This window comes from Shewanella sp. ANA-3 (assembly GCF_000203935.1).
Classification (GTDB): domain Bacteria; phylum Pseudomonadota; class Gammaproteobacteria; order Enterobacterales; family Shewanellaceae; genus Shewanella.
The window spans coordinates 2936568-2952796 of the sequence record NC_008577.1; the positions used below are offsets into that span (position 1 = coordinate 2936568).

17 protein-coding genes are annotated in these 16229 nt (G+C 47.9%); 5 read left to right on the top strand and 12 right to left on the bottom strand.

What is annotated here, in order from left to right; translation table 11 throughout:
- Positions 1-458: 458 nt before the first annotated feature.
- The 5 genes from SHEWANA3_RS12885 to SHEWANA3_RS12905 form a co-directional block, all read right to left on the bottom strand.
- Entirely contained in the window at positions 459-827 is a 369-nt protein-coding gene (locus tag SHEWANA3_RS12885) for a YbaN family protein (protein WP_011626436.1), read from the bottom strand.
- Between the two features lie 119 nt (positions 828-946).
- Positions 947-1069 carry a hypothetical protein gene (locus tag SHEWANA3_RS23925; protein ID WP_011623018.1) on the bottom strand — a complete coding sequence of 41 codons (123 nt, stop codon included), beginning with the start codon at positions 1067-1069 and terminating at the stop codon, positions 947-949.
- A gap of 156 nt (positions 1070-1225) precedes the next feature.
- On the bottom strand, positions 1226-1966 hold the full coding sequence (locus SHEWANA3_RS12895) for a putative DNA-binding domain-containing protein (protein ID WP_011717374.1): 741 nt from the start codon (positions 1964-1966) through the stop codon (positions 1226-1228).
- Positions 1966-2805, bottom strand: coding sequence for a DUF692 domain-containing protein (locus SHEWANA3_RS12900; protein WP_011717375.1), 840 nt, complete (start codon positions 2803-2805; stop codon positions 1966-1968). The genes SHEWANA3_RS12895 and SHEWANA3_RS12900 overlap by 1 nt, the downstream gene beginning before the upstream one ends.
- 144 nt (positions 2806-2949) lie before the next feature.
- Positions 2950-3381, bottom strand: coding sequence for a hypothetical protein (locus SHEWANA3_RS12905; RefSeq protein WP_011717376.1), 432 nt, complete (start codon positions 3379-3381; stop codon positions 2950-2952).
- Positions 3382-3640: 259 nt separating this feature from the next.
- Here SHEWANA3_RS12905 and SHEWANA3_RS12910 point away from each other — a divergent pair, with 259 nt between their 5' ends.
- Both SHEWANA3_RS12910 and SHEWANA3_RS12915 read left to right on the top strand, forming a co-directional pair.
- On the top strand, positions 3641-4588 hold the full coding sequence (locus SHEWANA3_RS12910) for a tRNA-dihydrouridine synthase (protein WP_011717377.1): 948 nt from the start codon (positions 3641-3643) through the stop codon (positions 4586-4588).
- 163 nt (positions 4589-4751) lie between these two features.
- Entirely contained in the window at positions 4752-5111 is a 360-nt protein-coding gene (locus SHEWANA3_RS12915) for a TraR/DksA C4-type zinc finger protein (RefSeq protein WP_011717378.1), read from the top strand.
- A 94-nt stretch (positions 5112-5205) separates the two neighbouring features.
- Here SHEWANA3_RS12915 and ushA read toward each other — a convergent pair whose 3' ends face one another.
- From ushA to SHEWANA3_RS12930, 3 genes are all read right to left on the bottom strand, one after another.
- The gene (ushA, locus tag SHEWANA3_RS12920) at positions 5206-6927 is read right to left on the bottom strand and encodes a bifunctional UDP-sugar hydrolase/5'-nucleotidase UshA (protein WP_011717379.1); all 1722 of its coding nucleotides are present in this window, start codon (positions 6925-6927) and stop codon (positions 5206-5208) included.
- Between the two features lie 364 nt (positions 6928-7291).
- Positions 7292-7957 (bottom strand): alpha/beta hydrolase-fold protein, encoded by a 666-nt coding sequence (locus SHEWANA3_RS12925; protein WP_011717380.1) that lies wholly within the window; start codon positions 7955-7957, stop codon positions 7292-7294.
- A gap of 52 nt (positions 7958-8009) precedes the next feature.
- Positions 8010-8237: a DUF3389 domain-containing protein gene (locus tag SHEWANA3_RS12930; RefSeq protein WP_011623027.1), complete on the bottom strand. Its 228-nt coding sequence runs from the start codon at positions 8235-8237 to the stop codon at positions 8010-8012.
- Positions 8238-8623: 386 nt separating this feature from the next.
- Here SHEWANA3_RS12930 and SHEWANA3_RS12935 point away from each other — a divergent pair, with 386 nt between their 5' ends.
- On the top strand, positions 8624-10552 hold the full coding sequence (locus SHEWANA3_RS12935) for a M1 family metallopeptidase (RefSeq protein WP_011717382.1): 1929 nt from the start codon (positions 8624-8626) through the stop codon (positions 10550-10552).
- Between the two features lie 261 nt (positions 10553-10813).
- Here the strand turns inward: SHEWANA3_RS12935 and SHEWANA3_RS12940 are convergent, their stop codons facing one another.
- Positions 10814-11302 (bottom strand): peptidylprolyl isomerase, encoded by a 489-nt coding sequence (locus SHEWANA3_RS12940; protein ID WP_011623029.1) that lies wholly within the window; start codon positions 11300-11302, stop codon positions 10814-10816.
- Between the two features lie 208 nt (positions 11303-11510).
- Entirely contained in the window at positions 11511-12803 is a 1293-nt protein-coding gene (locus tag SHEWANA3_RS12945; protein ID WP_011717383.1) for a lytic murein transglycosylase, read from the bottom strand.
- Between the two features lie 406 nt (positions 12804-13209).
- Here SHEWANA3_RS12945 and SHEWANA3_RS12950 point away from each other — a divergent pair, with 406 nt between their 5' ends.
- Positions 13210-13569 carry a DUF2750 domain-containing protein gene (locus SHEWANA3_RS12950; RefSeq protein ID WP_011072081.1) on the top strand — a complete coding sequence of 120 codons (360 nt, stop codon included), beginning with the start codon at positions 13210-13212 and terminating at the stop codon, positions 13567-13569.
- 57 nt (positions 13570-13626) lie between these two features.
- Positions 13627-14268, top strand: coding sequence for a hypothetical protein (locus tag SHEWANA3_RS12955; protein WP_011717384.1), 642 nt, complete (start codon positions 13627-13629; stop codon positions 14266-14268).
- Between the two features lie 179 nt (positions 14269-14447).
- Here SHEWANA3_RS12955 and SHEWANA3_RS12960 read toward each other — a convergent pair whose 3' ends face one another.
- Together SHEWANA3_RS12960 and SHEWANA3_RS12965 are read right to left on the bottom strand one after the other, a co-directional pair.
- A complete protein-coding gene (locus tag SHEWANA3_RS12960; RefSeq protein WP_011717385.1) occupies positions 14448-15392 on the bottom strand; it encodes a chemotaxis protein CheV in 945 nt (314 codons plus the stop codon).
- Between the two features lie 212 nt (positions 15393-15604).
- Positions 15605-16219 (bottom strand): class I SAM-dependent methyltransferase, encoded by a 615-nt coding sequence (locus SHEWANA3_RS12965; RefSeq protein ID WP_011717386.1) that lies wholly within the window; start codon positions 16217-16219, stop codon positions 15605-15607.
- Positions 16220-16229: the final 10 nt, after the last annotated feature.

Below are 16229 nucleotides of genomic sequence, written 5' to 3' on the forward strand. Positions count from 1 at the left end.
ATCGTTTCGCCATGCGTAACTGCTGGCGGTAAAAACAAAACGTCCACAGCGAGTGTGGACGAGCTTTAATAATTCGCACAAAGCTTATGCCGCTTTGGTTTGAGTTGCAATAAGCAGCGTATTCAAGTGACGAATTGGTTACCAATTTGTGCCTTAGATCAAATGTGCTTCCATAGGGTGTGTTGACGTTTCAGGGTTATTTTTGCAGCTATTTGGCTGGCGTTTATGCAAGGCAAAGTCCGTGCTGTGTAGTTATTCTACATAAACGGACAATAACGCAGCAGAAACGTCAACCAAACGCTGCCCGAAGGGTTCGTCTGGCAAGCATTTGCTCTTACTTTCTGTCATAAGAGCCGCTCGTCATTTGAGTAGAATTACTACACGTCATTCCTCGTTTCGCGAGCACAAGCTTGCCAGAACGAACAAAATTTAATCTCGAAACATCAACACGCCCTACACTAGGATTCGATTTCAGGAATGGTTTTAAGATACCAGAGTAATCCGCACGCCATGGTGAGTAGCAGTAACTTTACCCATACAATGGGGACCACCAGAATGCTAACGCTAAAACTGAGTCCCGTGAGCAACATCGCTCGGCGTTTAAGGCCGGGGCGCATCGCCCTGTGTTGTTGCCATTGGGTCAGCGCATCGGCAAACCAAGGGTGTGTCATCAACCACTGGTGTAACCGCTCGCTTGAGCGGGCAAAACAAAAAGCCGCCAACAGGATAAACGGCACAGTCGGTAGTAGAGGCAATACAATACCCAGCAGTCCAAGGCCCAACGCCAGGCAACCTATCAATAAAAACAAACCGCGTTTCAATATCATAGTTTGTAAATGACCATATAGTTTGTGGATAAGTAAAGTATGTCGCTGCCTCAAACCTAAAAAACAAAAGCCACTCTAAGAGTGGCCAGTAGTATACTCAATTTGAGATTAAAACCTGCTTAAATTAAGCCTAATTGCTTTAACCAAGTCAGGCTTGCTGGAAGCGTCGGCAACAGTAAGACTAAAATAAAACCAATAAAATACATAAAGTTAAATGGGTCTTTAAATGGCTGACTGCTCATTACAGCTCCTCAAATGTGTGCAAAGATAAGTGCGCAGGAATCGTACAGTGATTAAGATCACAAAACGGGCGCCATTGTAGCGGTTTGTCAAATCAACAAAAACCCTTTTTCTGTAAGGTTATTGCATTTATTTTGCTGATTTTAGCAACATACCGCTTAAATCCCGCGCACGATCCCTTTCACGGCGAGTTGTTCGAGTAACTGAATACAGCCTTGGGTTAAGAGCTCCGGTTGCATTTGCGGATAAATCCCTTGCAGCCAGTTCAGTATGTCATCGAGGCGACTCTGCTTTTGTTCTGCCAAATATCCCAGCACTTGCGCACTTAGGGGCGTTAATTGTAAGAAGCCCACCTCGCCCGCCTCATCCTGATAGAGGCAAAAAAACACCGGCTGCGGCAGCGGCGTTGTGGGGCGATAATCTTGGCGGATCTGCTGCACCGGATACTGGTACTGGGCCACACTCGCCGTTGCCGCTAAACACAAATAACGCTGCAAAATATCTGCGCTGGACAGTCTCTCTTGCTGGTCAAGTTGCTGCGCCGTTGCCACTCGCAGCTCAAGCCATTCATAGTGCGCCAGCTCCAGCATAAAAGGCGGATCACTTTCTGCTGGCGAATATTCAAACTGCAGGAATTGTAAAAACTCTCCGGCAATATCAATAAAAATTGGGGACTTACAATCGTGTTGACTGAAAAAAGCCTGCACTAAGGCTTGCCACTGTGAATCGCTATAGAGACTTTTGAGCACGGGAAAGGCATTGGAGACAAAGCCCATCACATTATTAAAAAACAACTCTCGGTAAACCTGCATCCGCTCGAGGGGCACACCGCTCGGCACTGGCTTTTGGGGATCGCGAATATAATCGATAAAAGACTGCTGTACTTGCTTAAAATCCATCAGGCAATCCTCTTATCCAAACGATTTTTCGCCCGCGCTTGATAGGCATGGATTTGGTTAATCTCATCCAATAACTGCACCGTTTCAGGCAGATTAAAGTCACGCTCGAGCAGCGTCGGCAAGACGCCATGCTGGGCATAACACTTATCCAACAATGCCCAGACTGGGTCGTTGATGTCGCTGCCATGGGTGTCGATCAACAAGGTTTCAGACTGTTGGTAATGCCCCGCAATATGCAAATAGGCGATGCGCTCCGTTGGCATGGCCTTTAAATAACCCTCGGCATCGTATTGATGATTTATCGAGTTCACATAGATATTATTCACATCTAACAGTAGCTTACAGTCGGCCTCTTCTAACACTGCGGTTAAAAACGCCTGCTCACTCATTTGTGCGCTCGGCGCGGCATAAAAGGAAATATTCTCGAGGATCAAAGGCCGCTCTAAAATATCCTCCACTTGTTTTACCCGCGTCGCCACATGCTTAACGGCGTCATCGGTAAAGGGGATGGGCATAAGATCGTATAAATGACCGCCACCCGAGCAATAACTTAAATGCTCCGAATAAACATCGATTTGGTGCAGATCCATAAACGCCTTCACTTGGCGGACAAACGCCAAATCTAAAGGGGCAGGACTGCCGATAGAGAGTGACAGACCATGGCAGAAAAAAGTGTGTTGCTCAGTAAGCTGCCTAAATTGCTTACCGTATTTTCCACCGAGCGTCATCCAGTTTTCAGGGGCGACCTCTAAAAAATCGATAGCCGTTGGCAGCGCTTGGCAAAACTCACTGAGCATTTCACGCCGTAAGCCTAATCCAACCAATCCACTCTCTTGCATTGCTTTCACCTCTTAGCTAGGGCGTGTTGACGTGTCGAGATTACATTCTGTTCGTTCTGGCAAGCTCGTACTCGAATACAGCTAAACAAAGGCCAGCTGAGGCTGGCCAAGTGTAGAATTGAGCTCGATAGTATCGACTCGCGCTTATTTCATTTCTTTTTTGACGGCGTCGGCCTTAGCTTCGACTTTTTCAGCGGTTTTTTTCATATCACCACCGCATTTGCCTTCACCACACTTACCTTCATGAGCTTTATCGGCAGCAGCTTTCTTCATATCGGCGCCACACTTACCTTCACCGCATTTGCCTTCATGGGCTTTATCAGCGGCTGCTTTCTTCATCTCGCCACCACACTTGCCTTCACCACACTTACCTTCTTTGGCTTTTTCGGCTGCAGCTTTTTTCATATCGCCGCCGCATTTAGCTTCGCCACATTTACCTTCTGAACCGACGATTTGATAACCCGCTTCCATGGTTTCAAATCCGAATGGGTTGGTTTGCGCATTCACGACGAACGCAGAACCGACCACCACTGTACCTAACGCCACTGCAACGGCTGTTTGCTTAACTGACTTCATATATTTCTTCCTTTTATTTGATGAATGGTGGCCAACAACAGTGTTGTAGCTGGCTTACTGCAAAAGACCCGCCCCATCTCGGTTTCATTTCAAAAAATATCACCAAATCACAGAAATAATCAAAATATGCTGATAGGAAACAGAATTTAGTCGTAAAAATAACCCAAAACAGTCATCGCCCTTCCCTCGCAATGCTTTGTAACCACAGTCCAATAGGATAGAATGCACGCCCTTTGAAACTGGATATGGGTTTGTTGCAGTGCGCGTAATTTTGGCTCCGATGGAAGGCGTGGTTGACGACTTAATGCGAGATATTTTGTCCTCAATTAACCCCTACGATTTGCTCGTCACCGAATTTGTGCGCGTGGTTGACCAACTCTTACCCGAAAAAGTGTTCCTCAAACTCTGCCCCGAACTGCTCAATGGCGGCTTTACCCCTTCGGGCACGCCGGTTCGCGTACAGCTTTTAGGGCAAGAGCCCAACTGCATGGCCGAAAACGCAATGCGCGCGATTGAGCTTGGCTCCCACGGCGTCGATGCTAACTTTGGTTGCCCCGCTAAGATGGTGAACCGCAGTAATGGCGGCGCGGTGTTGCTGCAATACCCTAATACGATTCACGATATTGTGCGCGCCATGCGCCAAGCCGTGCCCGCCGAGCATCCGGTGACGGCGAAGATTCGTTTAGGTTACGAAGACAAATCCCTGTTTATGGAGAATGCGCTAGCCGTTTATGAAGCGGGCGCGACTGAGCTGGCTATCCATGCCCGCAGTAAGGTCGATGGTTATAAACCTCCCGCCTACTGGGAATACATCACCGAAGTGCGCGAGCGTTTGCCCATTCCAGTCATTGCCAATGGTGAGATTTGGAACCGCGAGGATGCAAAGCGTTGTATGGCGGTGACGGGCTGCGACAGCATTATGATTGGCCGCGGCGCCATTTCGCTGCCCAATCTTGCCGATACCATTAAGACTGGCGCGGCCCCCTACAGCTGGGCCGACACCTTAGGCTTGATGCTAAGCTACACCCAACGTGAACTGAGCGGCCGTAAGAGTGATTATTATCCGGCGCGAATTAAGCAGTGGTTTAGTTACTTAAATCGCCAATACCCCGAGGCGGACACCCTGTTTAGGGAGCTGCGCATCTATAAGACCACTGAGGAAATTGTGCGAGTGCTGGAAGAGGCACAGCAGCGCCTTGGCGAGTAAACACGGATGGTGCATAGGATAATCCCATGAGAAAGTGGTGAATTTTTATTTAAAACACCACTAAATCCCTGCAAATCGGACAGATACTTGATCTTTATCATAGTCGTTGATAGTGGAACTATTAGACTGAATGTCCAGAGTCAGATAAAACAGGCGATTTTACGTGAGCACCACCCATATCAGACAAGAATTGTCAGAGCTTGAAGCTAATCTAAGGAAGGAAATCGGCGCGCTCCCTCAGTTTATTGAAATACTTGGGGCGCATTATGCCAACCTCAGCTTAGGCGAGTTAATTGACCGCCTGGCACAGAGTCATCTCGCAGAACATCCGCTATTTTGCCGTTTAAACCGCCTCGATGCCGCCTTCTGTCAACTCGACTTAGGCTTGTACGGCCTGTGCTCAGATTGCGAAACCGAAATCGAAGCCGAGCGCTTGACCCAAGACCCCACAGAGCAACGTTGCAGCAGCTGCGCCGAGCATTATCAGCATGAGCATCGCCATGAGCTTAGGCTAAGCCATTAACAAATTTAGACTTTATCTGTTAACTCAGTAAGTTCATCAATAAAAATGCCACTCAAATGAGTGGCATTTTTTTACGATAATTTATCGCGATTGATTACAGCTGACAGCCTTCAACACTGTTTGAGTTTTCGTAAACAATGTCGCCCACTGGGTTGTAGTCAGCAGCTACGATTGCTTGTTTCTCTTTCAGGAATGAATAGAGTAAGTCCGCATCTACATAACCTGTTTGGATTGGGCTAGCCAGTTTTGGATAACCGTCACCACCTGCAGCGTTAAAGCTAGGTACAGTGAACTTATAGCTTGCAGTCGCACTGAACTCTTTGCCATTGATTTCGCTGATATTAGCCGTCTTAGCCGCACAGTCGATGGTCATTTTTACGCCAGTGATCTGGGCATAACCACCTGAACCGATTTGGATACTGCCCACAGCGCCTAAGTAAGCTGCAACTTCAGTACCCGTCATTTCGTTCAGGGTGACCATGTTGCCAAAAGGTTGAACCGTCAGCACGTCACGGTAAGTAATGTCGCCCGCTTGGATAGAAGCGCGCACACCACCTGAGTTCATTACACCAAAGTCAGCAGACACTTTACCGCTTTGCGCCATGGCTAACATACGGCCTAAGTTGGTTTGCTTGTTACGTACGTTTGCACGTTCACCATCGAGCAGCGCATCGGTAGTCGCAATCACTTCATCTAACTTAGCTTGGCCTTTCTCTTGGTAGTAAGACAGCAGCTCTTTTAACTCAGCATCAGGCTCAATCTTAGTGCCAGCAAGCTCTGTGGTTTTCTTACCTGCTTCGTCCAGTTTACGCATGTTAACTGGGATCAGCTTGTAGCTGGCTAAATGCAGTTCGCCGTTGAAGTATTGGAAATCCGCACGGCCAACATACTTACCCCATTCATGGGCTTGCATGATCCAAGTGCCGTTTTGTTGATCTGGCGCGCAGTTATCACCAGGTTTGAAGTCGGCATAAGACGTATTGTCAGTACCCGGTTCCATACACACTGGATTTTGTGAGTGACCACCAATCACAACTTGTAAGTCGCCTTTATTCAACGCACGAGCCATAGCGACGTCGCCTGGGGCGTTGCTACCGTTTTGGCCATCGGCATAGTGACCCATGTGAGTCGTTGCGAAGATAATATCAGCCGCTTTGGCGTCTTTAATTTCTTTAATAACTTTCGCCACTTCCACTTTAGGATCGGTGAAAATTAAATCGCTGATAAATTCTGGGTTACCGATTTTTGCAGTGTCTTCGGTGGTTAAACCAATCACAGCTACTTTAAGACCGTTAATATCGAACACTTTGTAAGGCTCGAAATAACGTTCACCTTGACCACCCTCAGCATTTTTACGGTAAATGTTCGCCGCCAGCATTGGGAATTCGGCTAAACGACGCTGCATATCTAAAACAGATAATGGGTTATCGAATTCATGGTTACCGACTGCCATTGCGTCGTAACCAATTTTGTTCATACCGGTAAAGTCAGGAATCGCATCCTGTAAATCAGATTCTGGTACGCCAGTGTTAATATCACCGCCAGACAATAATAATGTTTGGCCGCCATTCTTGCTGACTTCAGCACGAATTTGATCAATTAACGCTTTACGCGCTGCCATACCATATTCGCCATCACTGTTTTCCCAGAAACGGCCATGGTTATCATTGGTGTGTAATACGGTAAAAGTTTTACAAGCACTGCCCGCTTCGGCGCAGGTTGTTGGTACTTTAGTATTATCATCATCACTATTACAACCTGCTAGCGCAGCCAGCACTGCAGTCGCAATTAGTCCTTTAATAAGCTTATTTGTCATTACATCAACCCCTTGATTTTAATTATTTTATCATAGATAGATTGTCGCGAAGTCCATCCAATTCGCGTCACGCATAATAGCAAAGAATAAAGACGAATTGTGTCATTTTTATTAATAAACGTGACTTTAATGTGGAATCACAGGGAGGATTTAAGACAAATTTGTTTCAAATAAAAAATAAGCTAAACGGCTGATTTTTACTTTTTGTTTCAATGACTGAAAAATACCGAAATATTAAATTTAACTCGTTAAATTTAAGCAAGTTAGCAATTAATGACAAAACATCTTATTGTTCTGAATAAAAAACATCAAACGGTAAAAACACACTTTACCGCATGATGTTTTTATCAGCATTTAGATTTTTCTACATTTCAAAACACTCTTGTAACCAAGTGCTTATTGCTTTTAATTGCACCGGAATGACCGAATGTGGCATAGGATAGGTTTGCCATTGCACCGAATATCCACCCGCCTCTAGCGCATTCTTCGCTAATAAACCTGCGGATAATGGCACCACATCATCCTGTTCACCGTGCTGATGTAAAATAGGCGTTTTCGCATTGGCGACACTTAATTGGCTGGGTAATACATCACCCGTCGGTAAATAACAGGAAAGTGCCATAATGCCAGCGAGTTTTTGAGGATAACGTAATCCCGTAAATAGGCTCATCACCCCGCCTTGGCTAAATCCGGCTAAGACGATGCGTTCACTCGGAATACCAGCCGCGATTTGTTCATCAATCAAGGATTGCACACTCAGCTCCGAGGCCATCACACCCTGCATATCGGCTCTATCGTGCAAATCCATGCTTTTGATGTCATACCAAGCGCGCATAATGTAGCCGCCGTTGATGGTCACCGCTTGTTCTGGCGCATGGGGGAAGATAAAGCGAATGCTATGCCCCGCAGGCAATCCTAGCGCCGGAACCACAGGTGCAAACCCTGCGCCCGAGTCCCCTAAACCGTGTAACCAAATCACCGCCGCCGTCGCCTCAACTTGAGGCTCAATCACAATACGTTCAAGTGTCATACTGACAAATCCCTTATAAATCAAAAGTTATTATTCTCGCCCCGCGAGCGCTTTACAGATAATCAATGCCGAGGAGAGCTTGCAAAGCGTCGAGCTGGTTTGTGTTATCTAATTTAATGCTCCAACGCACGCCTCCGCCATTGGCGATGATCATCGGCGGCTCCTGCCTAAGGCTGATGTCTTCGGCCGCGGCTTGAAGCACCACATTGGCCATGTTCAGCCGGATCTGCACTTCAAATTCAGTGGCAATCAACTTACCCTGAGAAAATTCCACTAACATAGCTATTCCGCTCTCGTGATAGTCACTGTTAAAACGCGCCATGATAGCAAAGTTATTTCGCCAAGGATGAACTTTTAAACTCGCATTAGGGTTGATGACAGACCAGCCATAGGTTGAGCAAGCTTAGGTTTATCCATCGCCATCAAATCTACGTCGCTCGGTATTGAGAGCGCTTACGTCAAGTCCTTACCCGCTCGGCATAGACGCTTAACCAAGCTTTTTAGCAAGGCAATCCCACAGTCTAGATAAAGTTTAATTACATTTTAGTGTCAGCTAAATTGCCCCAAACCAGAGCAGTTCGAGTAGAATCCCGCATCAGCGATGCCAGCCCACTCGCGGCTAGCGCGTTTTACACCATAACAAGAATCACAACACTGGGTGGTTATATGTTTTTATCCCGTCGTACCCTCATTAGCAGCGCACTCTTGATGCTGCTGCCATTAGTACAATATGCCAATGCGGCCAATACCTTACCGAATACCAGCCTAGCAAGTTCCGCCACAAGCCAAATGCACTCTGTTACTGATGAGCTGACCTTTGCCAACTACCAGCAAGTGAGCATTCATCACATCGAATTGGCATTAAATGTAGATTTTGCGCAGCAGCAAATCTCGGGGGACGCGACTCTCGAACTGGATTGGCATCAGGCCGGAAAAGTGCTGGTGCTCGATACCCGTGACCTTACGATTAACAGTGTCAGCATGTTAAATGCAAACGGCCAATGGCAATCCGTGCCCTTTAGTTTAGGCGCAGCCGATAAGGTTAAAGGCGCAGCGCTCACCATCAATCTACCTCAAGAGCGAGTCGCTAAAGTCAAAGTTAATTATCATACTTCCAAGAATCCATCCGGTATTCAATGGCTGACTCCAGAGCAAACCCAAGGTAAGCAATGGCCATTTATGTTTAGCCAGAGCCAAGCCATTCATGCCAGAAGCTGGATCCCGCTGCAAGATACGCCCGCAGTGCGCCAAACCTATAGCGCCACTGTCACCGCTAAGCAAAGCATTAGTGTCGTCATGAGTGCCGACCGAAAGAGCGTGTCTGCGACGCAAACCCAATTCACTATGCCGCAGGCGATTCCGGCCTATTTGATTGCCATTGCCGCGGGACACCTGCAATTTGCCGCCTTAAACGACACATCAGGCATTTGGGCCGAGCCAGAAATGCTTGCCAAGGCCAGCAAAGAATTTGCCGATACACCGGAGATGATCGCCATCGCCGCCAAACGTTACGGCGATTACCGTTGGGGCCGATACGATTTGCTGATCCTTCCGCCGAGTTTCCCCTTCGGCGGGATGGAAAATCCGCGATTATCCTTTATTACTCCCACAGTCATCGCGGGAGATAAAAGCCTAGTGAGTTTAATCGCCCACGAGCTGGCTCATTCTTGGTCGGGCAATTTAGTCACTAACGCCACCTGGCGCGATCTCTGGCTTAACGAAGGTTTTACCACCTATGTGGAAAACCGCATTATGGAAGATCTCTATGGCCGCGACCGCGCCCTGATGGAGCAAACCATTGGTTACTCTGAGCTATTGGCCGAATTAGCCGAGTTGCCAGCCAGCGATTCAGTGCTACATATTGACTTAGGCGATCGCGATCCCGACGATGCTTTTAGCGGTGTCCCCTATGTGAAAGGGCAATTATTTTTGCGCTTCCTCGAGCAAAAATTTGGCCGCGAACGGTTCGACACCTTTGTGAAAAGCTACTTCGATCACTTTGCGTTTCAAAGCATTACCACGGAGCAGTTCCGTAGTTACCTCACGCAGCAGTTATTGCAAAAATATCCCAATATCGTCAGTGAGTCCGAAGTGGATACTTGGGTGGAGGGACAAGGTTTACCCAGCTTTTTAGTGCCGCCGAACTCGCACGCCTTCGATGATATCGATGCTCAGCGTCAAGCGTGGTTAGAGGGCAAGCGTGCCGCCAGTTCCCTAAACACTCAGGGCTGGACAGTGCATCAATGGCTACGCTTTATTAATGAAATGCCAAGGCTGAATCTCACTGAGCAACAATTAGCCGAGTTAGATAAGGCCTTTCATTTTACTGGCACCCACAATAATGAAATCGCCTTTGCTTGGTATGCCCTCGCCCTCGATAACGGTTACTACAGTGTCTTGCCGGCACTGAAACAACATTTAACCGAGATTGGCCGCCGCAGGCTGATTGTGCCTTTGTATCAAAAACTGGCGAGCAGCGAGCACTATGACTGGGCAAAAACCGTTTACTTGGCGGCCCGCAGTGGTTACCACCCTCAGACCCAAGCGAGTCTCGATATGATGTTTAGTGATAAACTGATGGAGCATGCCCATTAAGTGGTGCGCTTGTTGGGATTGGGCGCAGGATAGCCTGTGCTCAAGCCTCGCCACGAAATGTGGGCATAAGTTTAGCGGTGAATCCTTTGTACCACAAACCGCGACTTTGATTACGAAACTGTAGTTGCAAGAGTTTATTTGAAACCAAAGCATTAGCGCACAAAAAGCCCAAACCTAGGTTTGGGCTTTTTTTTACTTATCTGGTCATTACTCCCGAGTACCCCTGCTGTAGCAGAGTATTGATGGGAGCAACCACGCAGATTAGTGGTGGTGACCGCCTACACCGTGGGCATGACCGTGGGCGATTTCTTCATCGGTCGCATCACGGGCGCCAACCACTTCGATATCGAAGGTTAAGTCACGGCCCGCTAATGGATGGTTAACATCCACAGTCGCCATAAACTTACCCACTTTGACGATAGTCACTTGGCGTTGACCCTGATCAGTGTGAACCACAGCCGTCATGCCTGGCTTCCACACGCTAGCGCCTAACAGGTGCTTCACAGACACACGTTGCTGCGCCGCTTCACCTTCGATACGCTGACCATAGGTTTCAGTACATGGCAGAGTAACGGTGAATTTTTCACCAATCGCTTTACCATTAATCGCATTCTCTACACCTGGCATCATGTTGTCATGGCCGTGTAAGTAAGCAATCGGCTCGCGACCTTCGTTCGTCTCGATCACTTCGCCTTTTTCGTCGCGCAGAGTGTAGTTAAACTGCACAACCATATCGTCTTTAATGCTCATCGAATATCCTTTGATTTGCTTCGATTTCAAATGTCGGCCGAGCTTAACAAAACTGGCCTTTGCACTCCACTGTTTTATCCCTGCGATGCCTCACCAAAGCTTAAGCGGCTGCGGATTAGCAAGCCCCACGCCTGAAGTGGCATGGGTTGAGTAAACCATAGGCCACTTGCGGCAATATTCGCAGGCAGTACGACTCAACCTAAAGACTTTAGAGTGAAATCCCCAGAGCGCTAAAGACTTCAGGGCTTGGGAAACCGTCGGCAATCATATTCTTACTGCGCTGGAATGCTTGGATCCCCGCCGAAGAGTTACGCCCAAGTACGCCGTCTGGTTTTCCGACATCGAAGCCTGATTCATTCAGCTTGGTTTGTAACTGTTTGATTTGCTCACGACTCAAACGTGGCTGCTCGGGCGGTGCCACTTTTAGTGGTTCGCCGCCATTAATTCTATCGGCCAAATGACCGACGGTAATGGCGTAAAACTCAGAGCGGTTCCAACGCATGATCACATTGAAGTTCTCATAGCCTAAAAACGCGGGGCCAGTATGACCCGAGGGCAAATACAGCGCCGCCTTCATATTGATAGCGGGTAAAGGCAATCCATTACTTTGCACTACGGATTGCGCCGCCCATTGGGATAGCGGCTGCGCCTGTTTGGCACCAAGGTTTTCATAGTTGAAATTGCGCGGCAATATCACTTCACGCCCCCAACGCTCATTGCGTTGCCAGCCTAAGTGTTGCAAAAAGTTCGCCGCCGAGGTGAGTGCATCTTCGGTGCTATTCCACAAATCGGCCTTACCGTCGCCATCACCATCGATGGCATATTTAGCATAGGCCGAGGGCATAAACTGGGTGTGCCCCATGGCGCCAGCCCAAGAGCCCACCATAGTGCTCTTATCAAAGCCGTATTTTTCTTTTAACTTAAGCGCTTGCATCAGTTCAGTCGTAAAATAGCCACTACGACGCGGCTCACAGGCCAAGGTAGCAAGGGAATCTAACACGGACATTTTGCCTTTGTAGGAACCGTAGTTAGTCTCAAGCCCCCAGAAAGACAGAATATATTGTGGCGGTACACCGTATTCCTGCGCCAATTTATCGAGCAGCGCGCGGTGTTTTTTCAGTAAACGGCGGCCTTCATTCACCCGCCAATCGGTCGCCCGCTTGGTAAAATAGTTGTTGAAGGTTTGGCTAAACTCGGGCTGGGCTTGGTCAAGCTCAATCACTTTAGGCACAAACTGCAAACTGGCGACTGTGTCTTGGATAGTGGCTTCGGATAAGCCTTCGGTACGTGCGCGCTCCTGTAGGTTAGCCACACAGGTCGGAAACGCCGCAGCATGGGCGGCGATGGTGTCACTGAGCGGCATTTCTTGCACGGCGGCCTGCGTCTCGGCGATCGCGGTTTGACTATTACCGCTCGATGTTGGCGCGCTCGAACACGCACTTAAGCTCACACACGCGGCGATGCTGGCGGCAAGATAGGACATTCCTTTCAGTTTGATCAAATCAATTACTCCTACAGTCAGCGCTAAGAATGTATCTTAGCTGAGCAAGGCAAGAGGTGGATCCCCCCAAGCCAAGAGAGATACGATATTTAGCCATAAACAGGTTGCCGCTCTGTTGATAGGTCAACAAACAGGGCAACGGCCAAACATCCACGAAACTATTTTCTCCCCCAGAAAATCGAGCCAGATACTCACCAACAATCAGTAATCATTATCGGTGCCTCTGCTCGGCACATCCTGACCCATAGCGCCCGCTAACACAATGCTTATCACCACAAATCGCCAGATAAATTCACTTATTGCTCAGTTAACCAACAGCGAAAAAATCTTAGCAAAGAATCCCTTGGACTATCTATCCGTTGCCGTATAATGGACAAGTTAACAGCATACTTCAAAGAGACCTATCATGACTGAAATCAACGCGGCGTTGGCTGGCTTTATCGAAAACGTAAAAGAACATCAAACACTCTGGGGTTTGATGGATGAAACTGGCGAAGGCTGGGTCGTTTGTGACTCGGGCGAGTTCGAAGATACTGATGTTATGCCTTTATGGTCGAGTGAAGCGCAGGCAAAGTCTCACTGCACCGAAGAGTGGAAAGACTACCAAGCGGTGGCCATTAGCCTCGAAGAATTCCTCGAGTACTGGGTATCGGATCTCAACGATGATGGCGTGTTGATTGGTGTTGATTGGCAGAGCGATGAAGACTGCTTAGAGTTAGATCCTATCGTTCTGGCGAAAGATTTAGTTGATGTTGAAGAGGTTTAATTCCATCAACCAAAACCGCATGTTTAGGGCATCAAGGGCTGAGGTATTTAGCTCTTGATGTCCGCTTTCCCTTGTATCGACATTCCCTTCGATAAACGTCACCTCTGTTGGTTTTGCGGCGAGCCCTGCAAAGACCGATTGGAATATCAAGCAGAGTCACATGCGCCCCACCCGGCTTTAGCCGTTCCTTGCTGCGCCGAATGCTTAAAACTGGCACAAAGACATACCTTAACCTCTATCTGGGATTGCCGTGTGGCGGTTAAAGATGCCCTAATGAGCATTTATGCCAAGCACTTAGCTATTGGGATTAATTGGACGGAGGAAGAGTTAGCCGAGTCTGAGTTTTCCTGCAAAGTGTTTGAAGGCTTTAAAAAAAGCGCTTGGATGATGTATCAAATTGCCCGCGACAGGATTAATTTTCCGGGCTGGCCGATACAGCTTGAAGGGGTTGAACTCGAATGCCAGTTAGACAGTACTCGCTTTGAGTTTGATGGGGTGACTTACACCTCTTTACCCGCGGCGATTCATTACTACAGCCAGCAATTCTGCTTAGATCCAGTATTCTTTGCCGAGCTTATTCGGTTAGTCGGTAGGCAGAGATTTAACTATGCTCTCAGGCTTGCGCGGATCCATATCGCGGCAGCCAAAGAAATGAAGCGCCAAGTCCTTGCCGATGTTAAAGCCGAACTCAACCAATAAGCCGTATCGTAGTAAGTCGTTTATATCGCAGCAAATAGCCCGAGTTACGGTCAATAGTACGAGCCACAAGTGAAAGACTAAAATCGAGCGCTGAAAATAACGAGGCCGCCAATCGCAGGTTGCTAGGGCGGCCTATAGGTTTCAAACCTGTAATTGAGAAATCGGTTAAATCAGTGGCGTTATTTGCCAATAACTTGTTTTAATCTGTCTTGCACCACTTCCACCAGCAAGTCGGGCTGGAATTTCGAAATAAACCTGTCGCAGCCAACCTTCTCCACCATCGCATTGTTAAAGCTACCGCTGAGTGAAGTGTTTAAGGTGATAAATAAGTCCGACATCGCCTTATCGTTACGCACTTCGTAGGTCAGCTTGTAGCCGTCCATCTCCGGCATTTCGGCATCGGTTATCATCATCAAAAGCTCTTGGGCGACATTCTTGCCTTCATCGCGCCATTTTTGCAGTAAATGCAATGCCTGCAAGCCATCGGAGGCTTCGATAATTTCAATCCCGAGTTGGCCTAAGGTCTCACGCACTTGGCGCCTTGCGGTCGAAGAATCATCGACAATCAAGACCTTCTTACCGGGCATCTTGTCTAACAGGCTCTCATCTAATACCCCTTCGGAGAGACGAATATCGTAATGGACGATTTCCGCTAATACCTTCTCAACATCGATGATTGACACCAATTGCGACTGACCTTGGTATTCGATGCGGGTGATGGCCGTGAGGTAATTATTTCGCCCAGCCGTTTTAGGCGGCGGCATAATATCGCTCCAGGTCATGTTGATAATGTGCTCGACCTTACCGACTAAGAAGCCCTGCACACTGCGGTTATATTCGGTGATGATCATATTGGCATCATCTCCCGGAGGCACAGGTTTAAAACCGATAGCCGAACGCAGGTCAATCACGGGAATCGACATGCCACGAATATTCGCCACCCCAAAAATATGGGGATGACTGCCAGGCATAGAATTTAATGGCGGTAACTTGACGACTTCTTTGACTTTAAAGACGTTAATCGCAAATAACTGGGTAGAGTTAATTCGAAACAGCAGCAGTTCGAGCCGATTTTCACCGACGAGTTTGGTTCGTTGATCTACGGTTGCAAGCACGTTTGCCATAATGCGACTTCTCTACTTTGGAGGAACAGCTTTCCTCACCAGTGACGGATTAAGCTAAATTATAGCGGTAAACTCACCATGAGAACCATGCAATAAGTCGATTTTATCTAAAAATTACAATCACTCGGCAATCCTTTATCGTTCGGCAGGCGTCCCGATAAATACGTGATCCGCTTACAGCTGTCGCGCATCTATCGTCGCAATTCCCCCCTTTATCCCATGCGTTTTTGGGCTAGCACCATGCCCGAAAGATTGAGAAGATTCCTCTCGCAGCGGATCTCAAATCCCCCTTGGCGCAGCCCTGCTAACCATTCTTGATGGTTAAATCGATTCTGTTGTGGATGCTCGAACAACCGTCGACTCAAGGGATTGCAAATAGCAGCGCGGTATAAATCCTCTACCACAAAGTAGCCGTTGGGTTTTAGCACCCTTGCCACCTCGGCAACCGCCGCTTGCCAATCGGGAATATGGTGAAACACGGCAAAATTGAACACCACATCAAACTGGGCATTTGCAAAAGGCAACGCAGTAGCATCGGCAACACTGAATGCCAATTGGCTTAACCCATTGGGTGAATCATGCCAGCGCGCTTTAGCGGGTGCGACCATCTCAGGGTCAAGATCGACAGCCGTGACTTGCTCGGCCCCAAAATGGTCGCGGATCAACTGAATTCCGTTACCAAAACCACAACCAATTTCGAGTGCGTGACGTATATAAGGAAGGGGTTTGGGCATCATAGAAGTCAGTAATGGCGCTTCAATATGGTTTTGCAACCAAAAACGTAGCGGATGCTGGACTAACTTTTTCTCGAATGGATTTAACTTCATCTCATCCCCT

What these genes read in the sequence shown, in the direction of transcription:
- SHEWANA3_RS12885 (WP_011626436.1), bottom strand. Translation starts at nt 827, where the DNA reads ATGATATTGAAACGCGGTTTGTTTTTATTGATAGGTTGCCTGGCGTTG.
- SHEWANA3_RS23925 (WP_011623018.1), bottom strand. Translation starts at nt 1,069, where the DNA reads ATGAGCAGTCAGCCATTTAAAGACCCATTTAACTTTATGTATTTTATT.
- SHEWANA3_RS12895 (WP_011717374.1), bottom strand. Translation starts at nt 1,966, where the DNA reads ATGGATTTTAAGCAAGTACAGCAGTCTTTTATCGATTATATTCGCGAT.
- SHEWANA3_RS12900 (WP_011717375.1), bottom strand. Translation starts at nt 2,805, where the DNA reads ATGCAAGAGAGTGGATTGGTTGGATTAGGCTTACGGCGTGAAATGCTC.
- SHEWANA3_RS12905 (WP_011717376.1), bottom strand. Translation starts at nt 3,381, where the DNA reads ATGAAGTCAGTTAAGCAAACAGCCGTTGCAGTGGCGTTAGGTACAGTG.
- ushA (WP_011717379.1), bottom strand. Translation starts at nt 6,927, where the DNA reads ATGACAAATAAGCTTATTAAAGGACTAATTGCGACTGCAGTGCTGGCT.
- SHEWANA3_RS12925 (WP_011717380.1), bottom strand. Translation starts at nt 7,957, where the DNA reads ATGACACTTGAACGTATTGTGATTGAGCCTCAAGTTGAGGCGACGGCG.
- SHEWANA3_RS12930 (WP_011623027.1), bottom strand. Translation starts at nt 8,237, where the DNA reads ATGTTAGTGGAATTTTCTCAGGGTAAGTTGATTGCCACTGAATTTGAA.
- SHEWANA3_RS12935 (WP_011717382.1), top strand. Translation starts at nt 8,624, where the DNA reads ATGTTTTTATCCCGTCGTACCCTCATTAGCAGCGCACTCTTGATGCTG.
- SHEWANA3_RS12940 (WP_011623029.1), bottom strand. Translation starts at nt 11,302, where the DNA reads ATGAGCATTAAAGACGATATGGTTGTGCAGTTTAACTACACTCTGCGC.
- SHEWANA3_RS12950 (WP_011072081.1), top strand. Translation starts at nt 13,210, where the DNA reads ATGACTGAAATCAACGCGGCGTTGGCTGGCTTTATCGAAAACGTAAAA.
- SHEWANA3_RS12955 (WP_011717384.1), top strand. Translation starts at nt 13,627, where the DNA reads ATGTCCGCTTTCCCTTGTATCGACATTCCCTTCGATAAACGTCACCTC.
- SHEWANA3_RS12960 (WP_011717385.1), bottom strand. Translation starts at nt 15,392, where the DNA reads ATGGCAAACGTGCTTGCAACCGTAGATCAACGAACCAAACTCGTCGGT.
- SHEWANA3_RS12965 (WP_011717386.1), bottom strand. Translation starts at nt 16,219, where the DNA reads ATGAAGTTAAATCCATTCGAGAAAAAGTTAGTCCAGCATCCGCTACGT.